The organism is Saccharothrix mutabilis subsp. mutabilis (assembly GCF_039521145.1).
Taxonomy (GTDB): domain Bacteria; phylum Actinomycetota; class Actinomycetes; order Mycobacteriales; family Pseudonocardiaceae; genus Actinosynnema; species Actinosynnema mutabilis.
This window is the reverse complement of record NZ_BAAABU010000007.1, coordinates 275488-289764: the sequence shown is the minus strand read 5'-3', so window position 1 is coordinate 289764 and position 14277 is coordinate 275488. Positions and strand designations below refer to the sequence as shown.

Sequence of the window (14277 nt, the reverse complement as noted above, 5' to 3'; positions counted from 1 at the left end):
ACCACCTCACGCCGACGGGCGGGCCATCATCCGTTTCACGCCCTGGATCTCGGCGCGCAGTTCCGGGGTGAGCAGCTGCCCCACCTGGTCCACGACCACGGTCATCTCGTAGGCCACCTGGCCGACGTCGGCGTCCGGCGCGGCCAGCACCGCAAGGCACGAGCCGTCCCGGATCGACATCAGCAGCATGATCCCGTACTGCATCTCGATCACCGAGCGCAGCACCGGGCCGCCGTCGAAGCAGCGCGCGGCCGACTCGGTCAGGCTCGCCACGCCCGCCGCGATCGCCGACAGCTGCTCGGCGCGGTCGTCGGGCAGGCCGCTGGACGCGGTGAGCAGCAGGCCGTCCACGGAGATGACCACGGCGTGGGCGACACCGGGCACGCGTTCGGCGAAGTTGCTCACGATCCAGCCGAACTGGTCGATCTGCCGTGACCTCTGCCCGCTCATGTGCTCTCCCGCCCCGTTCGGTGATCACCGGACTCCCGTACACCTTGCCGGATACCGGTCTGGTAACTGGCCAGAAATCCCCGTGTCGCGTTCGGATCACGCCGAACGGGTGCACCGGGTTCCGGCGCTTCGGGGCGGTCGGCCACCAGGTTCGTGCGCGGCCTGCGCTTGGGCAGGGCCGTCGAGTTCTCCGCCGCGGGCACTTCCGCCTGCACCGGAACGTCGTTGGGGCGCTGCCGCGCCGGTTCCGCGGGGCCCGGCGGGACGGGCTTGCCGGTGAACCACGTGGACGGGTTGCGGGCCCCGCCCGGTGCGGCGCCCGTCGGCAGCGGCGTGCCGCCGGGCGGAGTCGGCGTGCGGGTCGGCGGCGGCGCGCTGTTGGCGGCCGGCACGGGCCCCGGTGTCCTGGTGGGCAGCGGGGTCCCGTTCGGCGGAGTGGGAGTGCGGGTGGGCAGTTTCGTGCCGTTGGGCGGGGTGGGGGTGCGCGTGGGCAGCGGGGTGCCGTTCGGCGAAGCCGGCGTGCGGGTCGGCAGCGCGGTGCCGCTGGGCGGCGTCGAGGGCCGCGCCACCGAGCGGGCCGAGGTCACCGCCACGTGGCCGGCGAAGGTCTGCTCCGACGCCGTCACCCGGCGCGGCTCCGGTGCGCTGGCCGCGCGGACCAGCTCCTGCGGCAGCGCGACCACCGCGCGCACGCCCTCGCCCTGCTCGCGCAGCATCACCTGCATGCCGTGCCGGCCGGCCAGCCGCCCGACCACGTACAGCCCGAGCTGGCGCGACACCGGCAGCTCGCCCGCCTCGTCCGCCGCGGCCTGCGCGATCTTGCGGTTGGCCTGCTCCAGGTCTTCCTCGGACATGCCGACGCCCACGTCGAGCACGTCCACGAACACGCCGCCGCCGGCCCGCGCCCGACCGCCGGCGATCACCTGCGTGCGCGGCGGGGAGAAGTTGGTCGCGTTGTCCAGCAGCTCGGCCACCAGCCGCACCAGGTCGCCGGCCGCGTACCCGACGACCTCGACCTGCGGCGTGGCCTGCACGACGACCCGCTGGTACTGCTCGATCTCCGACGCGGCGGCGCGCAGCACGTCGGCCAGCGGCACCGGGCGGGTGAACCGGCGGGCCATGTCGCTGCCGGAGAGCACCATCAGGTTCTCGTTGTTGCGGCGCATCCGGGTGGCGAGGTTGTCCAGCTTGAACAGGTTCGCCAGCTGCTCGGGGTTCTCCTCCTGCCGCTCCAGCTCCTCCATGAGCTTGAGCTGCCGCTCCACCAGGCCCTGGCTGCGGCGGGACAGGTTGACGAACGCGCTGCGCATCGCGGTGCGCAGGTCGGCCTGCTCGGCGGCGGAGGCGACGGCCTGGCGGTGCACCGCGTCGAACGCGCGCGCCACCTGGCCCAGCTCCTCCCGCGTGTGCACGGGCACGGGCTCGACGGAGGTGTCCGGCGCGGCGTCCTCCTTGAGCTGCGCCACCAGGGTCGGCAGCCGGTGCTCGGCGACGTCGAGCGCCGCCACCCGCAGGGCGCGCAGCGAGCGCAGGAGGTAGTTGCCGACGACGAAGCCGACCGCGGCGGCGGCGAACAGCGAGGCGAGCAGGATCACCGAGGCGAAGCCCGCCCGGTCGCTGGTCTCGTCCTGCAACCGCTCGGCGGCGTCGGCGAGCTGCTTCTCCAGGCCGCGCAGCACGATGCCGATCTGGCGCTGCGCGCCGACCGACCCGTCGTTCCAGGCCGCCACCGCCACCCGGTCGGTGATCGACCCGGGGTCGCTGCGGACCTGTTGCAACAGGCTGTTGCGGGCGTCCACGTCCTGGCCCGCGACGGTGGCGCGGTAGTCGGCCTGCTGCTGCGGCGTGGCGACGGCGTTGAAGTCGGCGAGCTTGTCCTGCTGGCGGGTCCAGGACTGCTCCAGCGCGGTCTTCTCGTTGTCCAGCAACGATCCCCGGCTGATGCCGGCCAGCACGGTGGCGTGCTGCCAGGACATCTGCTCGGCCGCCATCGCGAGGTTGTGCAGCGCGGTGGCCGTGCCGGACAGGGTGGACTCGCCGAAGTCGCCGACCATCGCCTGGTCGAAGTCGAGCAGGGCGCGCAGGACGACGCTGTAGCCGCCGATGCCACCCGCGAGGTCCACGCCGCCGCTGATCACGCGGTCGCGCAACTGGGGCAGGCCGTCGAGTTGGACGGTGACGTCCCGGAACCGCGCGCCCGCGACCTCGCCGAGCCGGGCGCGTTCCACCAGGTTCTTGACGCCCGCGGCGGCGGTGTCGGTGGCGCGCACGATGTCGCGGAAGCGCGACAGGTCCACGCCCTGGCCCTCCGTGCGCTCGGCGGAGAAGGCGCGTTCGGCCTGGACGCTGGTGATCAGCGGGTCGAGGCCGGCGCGCAGCGTGACCAGCCGCTGCATGCCCGAGTACTGGTCGGCCGCCTTGATGTAGCTGCGGATCTGCACCAGCCCCGCGCCGACGGCGACCAGCACCGGCACCGCGAGGACGGCGGCCAGCTTGACCGGCAGCCGCCAATTCCGCCAGTCGGCGACGGCGGACCACCACTGCCGACGCGTGCCGTTTTCGCCTGTCACCACACAAGTCCCGGGGTAAATGAGTAACCGATCGACTACGCAAATCGTCACCGGCACGAGCGGCAGGCGGCGGATGCTGTTGCGGGATAGTAGGTGGTGGATCAGGCCAGGACAACGACCTCGGCGCAGGTCATCCGCCGTTCGGCGCACGGGTCGCGGCGAACGCGGCCCGCGACCCGAACGAGATCCGGCCCCCGCCGAGGTCGTGAGCTGCGCTAACAGTCCCTTCACCGGCCGTGGCGGCGGGAAGGGCGTTGACTGGGAGCGTCGCGGAGTTACGCTTCTCGCTCGCCGAACCCCGCACCGACGGCGTCCGCGGTGGACCGAGGCGAAATCCCTGGAGGTTTGATGACGAAGGCGATCCTGCCTCCGAGCGAATCGAGACGCGCGCGCGGTTTCGCGACGTTCGACGAAGATCCAGGGGTCCCGCTGCTGGTGGACGAATCGGGCAAGCCGGACTTCGTGGCGTTGCGGGACAGCGAGGATTTCCGCGAGTTGCGACGGCGCGTGACGCGGTTCGTACTCCCCGCGACTTTGGGTTTCCTAGCGTGGTACCTCGGTTACGTCGCGCTTTCGGCTTACGCGCCGGAGTTCATGGCGACCGAGGTGTACGGCGTGATCAACATCGGGATCGTGTTCGGCGTGCTCCAGTTCGTCAGCACGATCGCGCTGACCCTGGCCTACGCGCGCTACGCGCGGCGCAGGCTCGACCCGCAGGTGGCCACCGTCCGGGCGCTGACCGGGAAGGGTCGGGCGTGACCGGCGGCAACACGGCGATCAACGTCGGCGTCTTCACCGTCTTCGTGCTGATCACGCTCTGGGTCGTGTACCGGGCGGGCAGCCGCAACACCACCGCGTCGGACTACTACGCGGCGGGCAGCAGCTTCACCGGGCCGCAGAACGGGATCGCGCTGTCGGGCGACTTCCTGTCGGCCGCGTCGTTCCTGGGCATCTCGGGCAGCATCGCGGTCAACGGCTACGACGGGTTCCTGTACTCCATCGGCTGGGTCGTGTCCTGGCTGATGGGCTTGATGATCATCGCGGAGCGGTTGCGCAACACGGGCCGGTTCACCCTCGGGGACGTGCTGGCGTTCCGGATGCGGCAGCGGCCGGTGCGCGCCGCGGCGGCGAACGTGACGCTGGTGATCTCGCTGTTCTACATGATCGCGCAGATGGCGGGCGCGGGCGCGTTGATGGCGCTGCTGCTGGACGTGCACACCAAGGCGGGGCAGGCGGTCGTGATCGCGGTCGTCGGCATCGTCATGGTGCTGTACGTGCTGGTCGGCGGCATGAAGGGCACCACGTGGGTGCAGATCATCAAGGCCGTGCTGCTGATCCTGTGCGTCACGCTGATGACGGTGTTCCTGCTGGGCAAGTTCGGGTTCAGCCTGTCGTCGATCATGGAGACGGCGTCGCGCAACAGCCCCCTCGGCCCGCAGGTGCTCGAACCGGGCGCGCGGTACGGCGGGACCCCGTTGGCGCGCCTGGACTTCATCTCGCTGGCGCTGGCGCTGGTGCTGGGCACCGCGTCCCTGCCGCACGTGCTGATGCGCTTCTACACCGTGCCCAACGCGCGGGAGGCGCGGCGGTCGGTGGTGTGGGCGACGTGGATGATGTCGATCTTCTACCTGTGCACGCTGGTGATCGGCTTCGGCTCGCTGGCGCTGGTCGGCGCGGACACGATCAAGAAGGCCCCGGGCGGCGAGAACTCCGCCGCGCCGCTGCTGGCGTTCGAGATCGGCGGCGCGGTGCTGCTGGGCATCGTGGCGGCGGTGGCGTTCGCGACGATCCTGGCGGTGGTCGCGGGTCTGACGCTGACGGCGTCGGCGTCGTTCGCGCACGACGTGTACGCGAACGTGATCAAGCGCGGGCACGCCGAGCCGCGGCAGGAGGTCCGGGTCGCCCGGTTGACCGCGGTCGTGGTCGGGTTGCTGGCGATCGTCGGCGGCATCGCGGCCAACGGGCAGAACGTGGCGTTCCTGGTGGCGCTGGCGTTCGCGCTGGCGGCGTCGGCGAACCTGTCCACGATCATCTACTCGATGTTCTGGAAGCGGTTCAACACCAACGGGACGCTGTGGGCGATCTACGGCGGCCTGGTGTCGTGCATCGTGCTGATCGCGTTCTCGCCGGCGGTGTCGGGCTCGAAGACGTCGATCTTCCCGGACGTGGACTTCGCCTTCTTCCCGCTGGGCAACCCGGGGCTGGTGTCGATCCCGTTCTCGTTCCTGTGCGGGTTCCTGGGCACGGTGCTCAGCCGGGAGGAGGCGGACCCGGCGAAGCAGGCGGAGATGGAGGTCCGGGCGTTGACGGGCATCGGTTCGGGACTGCGGTAGCGGCCCGACCCCGGGCAGCGGTCCGGGGTCGCGGTGCGGCCCGCGCCCGGCTCGTCGCCGGGAACCGGTTCGGGCGTTGCGGTAACGATCGGGCGCTGCGTGCGGATCTTCCCCGTGGGGAGGTCTGCCGATGCCGTTGTTCGGCCGCCGGGGTGTGGAGCCGCCGAAGCCCGTCGACGAGCACGCCGGTCCGCTCGCGGAGTACACCGCGTTGCGGGCCGAGGTGTTGTTCGCGACCGAGATGATGTGGAAGGTCACCGTGTTCCAGGTGACCAGCGCGGGCGCGGTGTTCGGGTTCGCGCTGTCGTCGGCCGGGCGGTTGCCGTTGCTGCTGATCGTGCCGTTCAGCTCCTACATCCTGTGCACGCGCGGCATCTTCTACCGCCGGCTGATCCACCACGCGAAGGTCTACATCCACCGGGAGCTGGACGGGCGCGTGCCCGGCGGGCTGCGGTTCGAGGAGTGGCGGCACCGGCGGTACCTGAAGCGGCAGCTGCTCAGACCGGTGTACGAGAACCCGCTGGTGCTGATGTTCCCGGGCATTTCGGCGCTGTCGCTGGGGGCGGTGGCGGTGTGGTTCGCCGGGACGAAGATCAAGTGGGACAACACCGCTGTCTGGAGCGGCGCGGTGGCGTGGTCGATCGGGGTGGTGCTGACCCTGCTGTCCGTGGTGCTGCTGTGGTCGGCGCACCGCCAGATCGTCGCCGAGCGCTGACCCGTGCCCCGCGCCCTGTTGATCAGCGTCGCCGGGGCGGGCGTGATCCTGCTGCTGTGCGTGCTGGTGTGGCTGTACCTGCGCAGGAAGCGGAAGGCGGAGGCCGGGATCGCCCTGGGCGCGGTGACGTTGCTCGTGACGGCCACCGTTCCCCTGATCGCCAAGCCGGTGGAGGACGCCTGGTCACCGGTCACCAGCGGCACCCCGTCGACCTCCGCGTCCCAGTCCCCCGTGCCCCCGCCCGACGCGACCGGGCAGCGCCTGCGGTCGGGGTGGGGTCCGGAGCGGGAGCTGTTCACCACGGCCGAGCCGCCGGGCTTCGTGACGTTGAACTCGATCACGGACAACCCGCACGTCGGTGACGAGCGCACGTTCCTGGTGGTCCGCCACACCGGCCCGGACTGCGGCAGCGGTCCCCCGTCGTGGGGGTTCCACGAGAAGGTCACCCAAGGCGACCACCTGATGTTCCGCGTCTACGTCGAGAACTCGGCGGCCGACAACCTCGACATCGACGGCTCCCACACGGTGCGCGGCCTGCGCCTGAAGGTCACCCTGCCGGATCGGATCGGGGACCCGTCCACCGGTTCGGCCGGCCAGGCGGAGGTCAGCGCCACGCTCAAGGCGGACAACACCGAGCCGCGCGAGTACTGGCACATCGCGCTGCTGTCCGCCGACCGACCGCTGACACCGGAGCTGATGAGCGGGACGAGCAAGCTGCACACGGACCACTTCGGCGCGGACGGCCTGGCCCTACCGGACTCGTTCCTCCACGACCCCGGCATGCTCCTCGGCTACGACAAGCTGGACGGGAACCTGCGCGCCGGCCACAAGTACGCGCTGTACCTGACCTTCTGCGTGCGGTTCGAAGGTTATTACCGCGTCTAGGACCGCGCGCGAAGGGCGGCGCGGACCGCGGAGGCGAAGCGCAGCGGGGCCGTGGCGTCGGTTTGGCGGAAGCCCAGGGACGGCTCGACCAGCTCCAGCTCCAGCAGCAAAGGCGCGCCGGACGCGTCGGCCACCAGGTCCACCCGCGCGTACAGGAAGTCGGTCCGGCGCAACCCCAGGTGTTCCGCCGCCGCGTCCAGGGCGTCCTCGGCGACCCGCTGCTGCGGCCCGGTCGGGTGCGCACCCGACAGGCGCTCCACGATGTAGAGGCCCGACTCGTCGTACTCGGCGTCCTCGGTCAGCATCGCGCCCTTGGTGAAGGCGTGCGAGTACTGGCCGCCGAAGTACACCAGGGCCGTCTCGCCGACCGCGTCCACCGCCGACTGGTACGGCTGCACCAGCGCCGGACCGCCCAGGCCCGCCAGGTGGGCCGCGGCCGTCTCGAAATCGCCGGCCGCCACGCGCAGCGCGCCCCGTGAACCGGCGCCGACCGTGGGCTTGATCACGAACTCGCCGGTCGGCCAGTCGGCGAACCCCGACGAGGCCAGGACCGTCGGCACCACCGGCACGCCCAACCGCTCCAGGTCGAGCATGTAGGACTTGTCGGTGTTCCACGGCACCACCGCCGCCGGGTTCGCCAGCACCGGCACCGAGGCGCACCACGCCAGGAACTCGTCGCGCCGGTCGGTGTAGTCCCACGTCGAGCGCAGGACCACCAGGTCGGCGGTCTCGCCGGAACCCCAGACCGTCCACGCCGCGTCCACGCCGACGTCGGCCAGCGCGCCGACCAGGGCGTCGTCGTCGCCGTCACCGGTGGGCAGGGACGCGCAGCTCGCGAGGAGGACCTTCACCAGCGCAGCCTAAACAGGCGCGTTTCGCTTGCCAAGGTCTCCCGGCAGCGAAGAAACAGCGGTCAGATCGCCCAGGGGGATGCCATCTTGCGGCGGTGCGCCGGGCCGATCTTCGTCGCCGCGGTGGTCTCGCGGTCCCATTCGTGCTTCTCCAGGTCGGCCACGGCCTCGACCAGGGCCTCCGCCGAGGCCACGTCGGGCAGCACGACGTCGCCCATCGCGCCGTCGTCGCCGACCAGCACCACGCGGGCGCCGGCCCGGCCGATGTTCTGCACCACCGCGCGGGCGGGCTTGCCGTGCTCCGCCACGAACCGCGTCGCCGTCTTCACCGCCGCGCCGACCTTCTTGTCCTCTGCCACCCGACAAGACTAGAACCTGCGGGTAACTTCCGTGCACGTGACCGAAACCACCACACCACAAAGCCTGGTCGGCGAGTTCCTCACCTGGCACTTCGACCGCAACCCCGCGACCGCCGCGATGCTGGGCTCGCTGGAGCACGACCACACGCTCGGCGACTTCAGCGCCACCGCCCTGGCCGAGCAGGAGCGCGAGGCGGGCGTCTGGCTCGACCGGTTCGCCGCCGTGCGCACCGACGACCTGGAGGAGTCGGTCGACCTCGACCTGGTCGTGTCCGTGCTCAAGGGCGTCCGGGCCAAGGCGACGTGGCCGGCGTGGCGACGCGACCCGTCGACCTACACCGCGGCCGTGCTGTACCCGCTGTTCACCGCGTTCCTGCACCGGCTGCGCCCGGAACCGGAGCTGGTGGACAGCGTCGTCGCCCGGCTGGCCGAGGTGCCCGCGCTGCTGGCGCACGCCGAGCGCAACCTCGACCCCGAGCTGGCCGCGCCCAAGATCGTGGAGCGGGCCGCCGCGCAGGCCAAGACCGGTCGCGCGTTCCTCACCGGCACGCTGCCCGCCGAGGTCGGCGACCCCGGCCTGCGGGCGAAGCTGGCCGACGCCGCCGAACCGGCCGCCGCCGCGTTCGACCGGTTCGCCGCGTTCCTCGACGAGTTCGCGACCCGGGCCCGCGGCGACTGGCGGATGGGCGAGGCGCTGTACTCGCAACTGCTGCTGGAGCACGAGGTCCTGGGCTACGGCGCGGGCGAGCTGCACGAGCGCGGCAAGGCCGCCTACGCCGACCTGGAAGCCGAGATGAAGCGGCTCGCGGGCACCGACGACTGGCACTCGGTGATGGCCGCGCTGCAGGACGACCACCCGCCCACGCCCGAGGCGATGCGCGCCGAGTACGAGGCGGAGACGCTGCGGGCGCGGGCCTTCCTGGTCGAGCGCGGACTGGTGACGCTGGCCGACGGCGAGGAGTGCCGGGTGGTGCCGTCGCCGACGTTCCAGCGGCCGGTGCTGTCCGTCGCCTCCTACATGTCCCCCGCGCCGCTGACCAACGGCCGCGTCGGGCACTTCTTCGTGCCGTGGCCGCCGGAGGGCTTCACCGCCGAGCAGACCGAGCAGCGGCTGCGCACCAACTCCCGCGCCCAGCTCGCGACGATCGCCGTGCACGAGGCCTACCCCGGCCACCACTGGCACCTGTCGTGGCTGGCCGCGCAGGACCGGCCGGTGCGCAAGGTGTTCCGCACGCCGTACTTCTCCGAGGGCTGGGCGCTGTACGCGGAGAAGCTGCTGCGCGAGCACGGCTACTTCACCGCCGAGCAGGTCGGCGACGAGCGCAAGGCCCGCGCGCAGGAGCTGGCGCACGTCGAGGCGCGGCTGTTCCGCGCGGCGCGCATGATCGTGGACACCGCGCTGCACTGCGGGGACATGACCGTCGAGCAGGCGGAGCGGTTCATGACGACCAAGGCGTCGCTCACGCCGGGCACGGCGCAGGGCGAGGTGACGCGGTACTGCGCGTGGCCCACGCAGGCCCCGTCGTACCTGACCGGCGCGTTGGAGATCGAGAAGATCCGCGAGGAGTTCACCGGCACGCAGCGGGAGTTCCACGACAAGCTCGCCGGGTCCGGCGCGCTGCCGCTGGGCCTGGCGCGGCGCGTCGCTCTCGGCCGGTGAGACGCGGAACAGTCCCGGGCCCGCGCGGGTTGGGTGGGAACAGGCAACGGACAACGGAGGACGGCTGACTATGCCCAAGGCAGTGGTGGTGCGCGCGACCGGCGGACCGGAGGTGCTGGAGTTCGGCGAGGTCGAGGCGCGCGCACCGGGTTCCGGGGAGCTGCTGGTGGACGTGGCCGCCGCCGGCGTCAACTTCATCGACACCTACCACCGGGAGGGCCGCTACCCGCTGCCCGTGCCCTTCGGCATCGGTCTGGAGGGCGCGGGGCGGGTCGCCGCCGTCGGCCCGGACGTGACCGGTGTCGCCGTCGGCGACCGGGTGGCGTGGGCGCACGCGCAGGGCAGCTACGCCGAACAGGCCGTCGTGCCCGCCGCGGCGGCCGTGCCGGTGCCCGACGGCGTGGCCGACGAGACGGCCGCCGCGCTGATGCTCCAGGGCATGACCGCGCACTACCTGGTCGCGTCCACCTACCCCGTCCGGGAGGGCGACACCGTCCTGGTGCACGCCGCCGCCGGCGGGGTGGGGCTGCTGCTGGTGCAGCTGGCCAAGGCGCGCGGGGCCCGGGTGATCGCCACGGTGTCCACCGAGGCCAAGGAGGCGCTGGCGCGGGAGGCGGGCGCGGACGAGGTCGTCCGGTACGACCGGGTGGAGTTCGCGCCCGCGGTGCGGGAGCTGACCGGCGGCGCGGGCGTGGCGGCGGTGTACGACGGCGTCGGCGCCTCGACGTTCGACGGCAGCCTGGCGAGCCTGAAGCCGCGCGGCTACCTGGTGCTGTTCGGCGCGTCCAGCGGCCCGGTGCCGCCGGTCGACCCGCAGCGGCTCAACCAGGCCGGGTCGGTGTACCTGACCCGGCCGAGCCTGGGCGCGTACACGGCCGCCCGGGAGGAGCTGGAGTGGCGGGCGCGGGAGCTGTTCGCGGCCGTCGAGAGCGGCGCTTTGAAGGTCCGCGTCGGTGGCCGCTACCCGTTGGCCGACGCGCGGCGGGCGCACGAGGACCTGGAGGGCCGCCGCACCACCGGCAAGCTGCTGCTCCTGCCCTGAAACCGCTGGCAACCCGACAGCCCAGACAGCCCAGACAGCCCAGACAGCCCAGACAGCGGAACGCTCCGCGCGCCCGGGTGGCGCGCGGAGCGTTGGCGGGGCCGAGGGTCAGGACTGGACCTTCACCGCGTCCACGACGAAGATCAGGGTCTCGCCGGGGGCGATGGAGCCCTTGCCGTCCGGGTAGCCCTTGTCCGGCGGGACCACCAGGAGGCGACGGCCGCCTTCCTTGAGGCCGATCAGGCCCTCGTTCCAGCCCTGGATGACCCGGGCCTGGCCGATGTTCTCCAGCTCCAGCGGCTTGCCCGCGTCCCAGGAGGCCTCGCGGGTCTTGCGGTCGCGGAAGGTCGCCAGGACGTAGTGCACCTCGGCGGCGCTGCCCTGCTTGATCTCGGCGCCGGTGCCCTCGGTGAGGTCCTTGACCAGCAGGCCGTCCTGCGGCTTGCAGCCGGTGGGCACGGTGATCGCGGGCTTCGCGCCCGCCGCGCCGGTCACCTGGTACTGGGCCGGCTCGCACGGCGGGCCGCTGGGCGTGGGCAGCGACTGCGCCTCGCTGGCGGCGGCGGTCGGGGTGGCCGACGGGGTGTTGGTCTTGGTGGACGGCCGGTCGCTCGCGGTGCACGCGGTCAGCGCCAGTCCGGCGGACAACAGGGGCACGAGAGCCAGGGCCGTACGGCCGACGGTACGCATGGTTGCAGACCTTATGGCGTGGGCTCGTCCGCCGTGCCGCCAGGCCCACCAGCAGGCCCAACGCCGGTCACCGTGCGCTGTTTTCGATCTTCACGCGAAACCGCAATTGTGCACTAATTACCGCTATCGCAGTTCGACACCCCAGCGTACAGTAACTCCGCGCACTTGATCGGATACTGACGGCATTCGGCCTTTCGGGTGCAAGGCCGAAGGAGGTGACCCACCGTGTCCGCGAAGCCGGCCGGCGATCGCGGCAACCTGTTGCAGGAATTGTTCTGGACCAGGACAGGCCTGCTCCTGTTGATCCTCGTGGTGACCTCGGGGACCTGCCTGGCCATTTCCAGCACGATGGACCCCGGCGCGATCCGCAACTTCGTCCTGTCCCTCGGCACCGGCACGATGATCTCCGCCGTCGTCGGTTTCACGCAGACCCTGATCACCAGTTCGGCCGCGCAACGCGCGCTGGTCACGCCGGTGGTCGAGGAGAGCCGCAAGGCGCTGCGCGAGCTGACCTTCGAGTACCGGGCGTTGGACCGCGAGTTCTTCCCCACCCACGTGTTCGAGCCCACCGCCCGGCCGGACCCGGTGTTCAACCAGGTGATGATGCAGGACCTGGAGCGCACCAGGCTCTACGGGTTCCGCGGCTTCGCGGGCCGGTACGCGGCCTGCCGACTGCTGTTGTCGCAGGCGGAGTGCGAGCTCCGCGCCGTCCTGGCCGACCCGCGGGACGACGACGCGATCAGCGGCCGGGCCCGCTACCTGCTGCGCCACGAGGGCGCGGACGGCGACTACGACACCATCGTGGACCGGTTGCGCGAGCAGATCTCGATCGGCCTGGTCGGTCTGTTCTGCGCGCGCAGCCGGTGCTCGCGGATCGACCTGACGATCGTGTCGGACCCGCCGCTGGACCGGCTCGAACTGTTCGACGACAGTGCGTGGCTCACCCTGTACAGCAACACCAGCGCGGGCATAGTCCGGCTCTACCCGCGCACCCTGCGTTTTTCCGAGGGGTCGTTCCTCTACGGCATGGAACGCGCGGAGTTCCTGCGCATCAGCAATTCCAAGGCGGGGCTCCACGTCGTCATCACGCCGGGCACCACGCGCGAGGACTTCCTCGTCCTCTTCGAGAAGATCACCGGCGCCCCGCTGACGGCGGAGGGGTTCCGCGCGCTCGAAGAGAAGTTCCACGCATTCCGCCGGGAATTCTCCACCTCCGCTCAGTTGGGGAGCTGATCAATTCGTGTTCACCGAGTCTGCCGGGTGCTCCGCCCTCGCGGAGCTGGCCACGATCGTCGCCGTGGCCGACCGTCCCGTCACCGACTCCCCCGTCCTCGAACCCCGCGTTGTCGGCTCCCCTGTCGCCGACCACTGGGCACGCGTCGAGGGCCGGTTCCGGGAGTGGGCGGGACGGCCGGGCCTGCGGGACGGACTTCGTGCGCATTTACGGTCGTTGACGCCACGCGAGGAGATGCGCGTCGTCGCCAGATCGCGCGAGACGACCACGCACTTCGCGTGGTGCCTGCGCGACGAGCCGGCCGAGCCGTTCACGTTCTGGCTGCACGAGTACAAGCCGCAGCAGGACTGGCGCCACGGCTACGCCGATTCCATCCACAACCACCGCTACCACTTCTGCACGGTCCTGCTCGCCGGGTCCTACCTGCACGAACGCTTCGACGCCCGGCTCGCGCCGGACGGCGGGTCGATCGTGGACACCACGTTGCTGCGCAGCACGGAGGCCGTCGAGGGTGACGCCGGGACGATGTTGGCGCACGAGTTCCACCGCATCCCCAAGGCGGCGGACGACACGCTGACGTTCCTGGTCAAGAGCCGCGCGGTCACGCCGTGGAGCCTGTCGTTCGACCCGGACACCCGGACCAGCCACCGGCACGTGCCCGTGGAGTCCAGGTTGGAGGAACTGACGAACACGCTCTAAGGATCACCGGCCCGCCTTACCATCGGCCCACCCGGCACGGGAGGGTCCGATGAGTACGGTCACCGCACGGTCGATCTTCGAGGTCGAGCGCGAGGTGTGGCGCCTGTGCCACGACCTCGCGGCGAAGCTGCAGTTCCACGGTTGGCACCACGTGAGTTTCGTGCGCGACAAGGCGGTCCACTTCGCCCGGCGCAACGGCGCGGACGCCGCGCTGGTCGAGGTGGCCGCTCTGGTGCACGACGTGAACTACATGGTGCGCAAGAATTCGCTGCCGGTGGACGGTCGGGACCTGCGACTGTCCATCCTGGCCCGGGCGGGCGTGTGCCCGCAGGTCTCCGCCCGGGTCGACCTCGTCGTCGACGAGGCCGAGATGCGGACCCGGCACCGGGGCATCTCGCTGGAGGCGCAGGCGCTGTCGGACGCGGACACGCTGTTCAAGGCGCTGCCGGTGACGCCGGTGGTGCTCGCGCCCAAGTACCTGGAGGAGAACGGCATCACGCTGCGCGAGCTGGCGCACAAGATCGTCGGCGAGCAGCAGGCCAAGGCGGACGAGGGGTACTACTTCTACGACCCGGAGGCGGCGGCCACCTACTCCCGCTGGGCGACGGCGAACCTCGAACTCTGGCAGTGCATCGTAGAATCGTTGAACGATCCGACAGTAGACCGACTACTGGCCGCTGTCTCTTAAACGACCCTTGGCCCGAGTTACTCCATTTGCGCACGGAAGTTGGGCTGAATACTCACGTAAGACCACGCACAGTGGCGCGTCCCACACCCGCGAAGCCGTGG

Annotated in this window: 14 protein-coding genes; 9 read left to right on the top strand and 5 right to left on the bottom strand. The window is 71.4% G+C overall.

The annotated features are described in order from the left end of the window. Positions 1–6: 6 nt before the first annotated feature. Together ABD126_RS19085 and ABD126_RS19080 are read right to left on the bottom strand one after the other, a co-directional pair. The gene (locus tag ABD126_RS19085; protein WP_309116704.1) at positions 7–450 is read right to left on the bottom strand and encodes a roadblock/LC7 domain-containing protein; all 444 of its coding nucleotides are present in this window, start codon (positions 448–450) and stop codon (positions 7–9) included. Beyond that, positions 447–3023 (bottom strand): sensor histidine kinase, encoded by a 2577-nt coding sequence (locus ABD126_RS19080; protein ID WP_343935213.1) that lies wholly within the window; start codon positions 3021–3023, stop codon positions 447–449. Before ABD126_RS19080 ends, ABD126_RS19085 begins: the two co-directional genes overlap by 4 nt. A 345-nt stretch (positions 3024–3368) precedes the next feature. Here ABD126_RS19080 and ABD126_RS19075 point away from each other — a divergent pair, with 345 nt between their 5' ends. The 4 genes from ABD126_RS19075 (at position 3369) to ABD126_RS19060 (ending at position 6953) form a co-directional block, all read left to right on the top strand. After that, the gene (locus tag ABD126_RS19075; protein WP_343935212.1) at positions 3369–3779 is read left to right on the top strand and encodes a DUF485 domain-containing protein; all 411 of its coding nucleotides are present in this window, start codon (positions 3369–3371) and stop codon (positions 3777–3779) included. Further along, positions 3776–5353, top strand: a complete 1578-nt coding sequence (locus tag ABD126_RS19070; protein WP_343935211.1) for a solute symporter family protein — start codon at positions 3776–3778, stop codon at positions 5351–5353. Before ABD126_RS19075 ends, ABD126_RS19070 begins: the two co-directional genes overlap by 4 nt. A 130-nt stretch (positions 5354–5483) precedes the next feature. Further along, positions 5484–6068 carry a hypothetical protein gene (locus ABD126_RS19065; RefSeq protein WP_343935210.1) on the top strand — a complete coding sequence of 195 codons (585 nt, stop codon included), beginning with the start codon at positions 5484–5486 and terminating at the stop codon, positions 6066–6068. 3 nt (positions 6069–6071) lie between these two features. Next, entirely contained in the window at positions 6072–6953 is an 882-nt protein-coding gene (locus ABD126_RS19060) for a hypothetical protein (RefSeq protein WP_343935209.1), read from the top strand. Here the strand turns inward: ABD126_RS19060 and ABD126_RS19055 are convergent. After that, complete coding sequence (locus ABD126_RS19055; protein ID WP_343935248.1) at positions 6950–7807, bottom strand: ATP-grasp domain-containing protein; 858 nt, start codon at positions 7805–7807, stop codon at positions 6950–6952. The genes ABD126_RS19060 and ABD126_RS19055 overlap by 4 nt on opposite strands. Before the next feature lie 59 nt (positions 7808–7866). Next, the gene (locus ABD126_RS19050; protein ID WP_343935208.1) at positions 7867–8163 is read right to left on the bottom strand and encodes a hypothetical protein; all 297 of its coding nucleotides are present in this window, start codon (positions 8161–8163) and stop codon (positions 7867–7869) included. A 37-nt stretch (positions 8164–8200) separates the two neighbouring features. Here ABD126_RS19050 and ABD126_RS19045 point away from each other — a divergent pair, with 37 nt between their 5' ends. Together ABD126_RS19045 and ABD126_RS19040 are read left to right on the top strand one after the other, a co-directional pair. After that, complete coding sequence (locus ABD126_RS19045; protein ID WP_343935207.1) at positions 8201–9823, top strand: DUF885 domain-containing protein; 1623 nt, start codon at positions 8201–8203, stop codon at positions 9821–9823. Between the two features lie 70 nt (positions 9824–9893). Further along, a complete protein-coding gene (locus ABD126_RS19040; RefSeq protein ID WP_343935206.1) occupies positions 9894–10865 on the top strand; it encodes a quinone oxidoreductase family protein in 972 nt (323 codons plus the stop codon). A gap of 108 nt (positions 10866–10973) precedes the next feature. Here ABD126_RS19040 and ABD126_RS19035 read toward each other — a convergent pair whose 3' ends face one another. Continuing rightward, the gene (locus tag ABD126_RS19035; protein ID WP_343935205.1) at positions 10974–11555 is read right to left on the bottom strand and encodes an FKBP-type peptidyl-prolyl cis-trans isomerase; all 582 of its coding nucleotides are present in this window, start codon (positions 11553–11555) and stop codon (positions 10974–10976) included. 225 nt (positions 11556–11780) lie between these two features. Here ABD126_RS19035 and ABD126_RS19030 point away from each other — a divergent pair, with 225 nt between their 5' ends. From ABD126_RS19030 to ABD126_RS19020, 3 genes are all read left to right on the top strand, one after another. Continuing rightward, positions 11781–12788: a hypothetical protein gene (locus ABD126_RS19030; RefSeq protein ID WP_343935204.1), complete on the top strand. Its 1008-nt coding sequence runs from the start codon at positions 11781–11783 to the stop codon at positions 12786–12788. 64 nt (positions 12789–12852) lie between these two features. Further along, a complete protein-coding gene (locus ABD126_RS19025) occupies positions 12853–13488 on the top strand; it encodes a hypothetical protein (protein WP_343935247.1) in 636 nt (211 codons plus the stop codon). A 49-nt stretch (positions 13489–13537) separates the two neighbouring features. Further along, complete coding sequence (locus ABD126_RS19020; RefSeq protein WP_343935203.1) at positions 13538–14176, top strand: HD domain-containing protein; 639 nt, start codon at positions 13538–13540, stop codon at positions 14174–14176. The last annotated feature ends 101 nt before the right edge of the window (positions 14177–14277 follow it).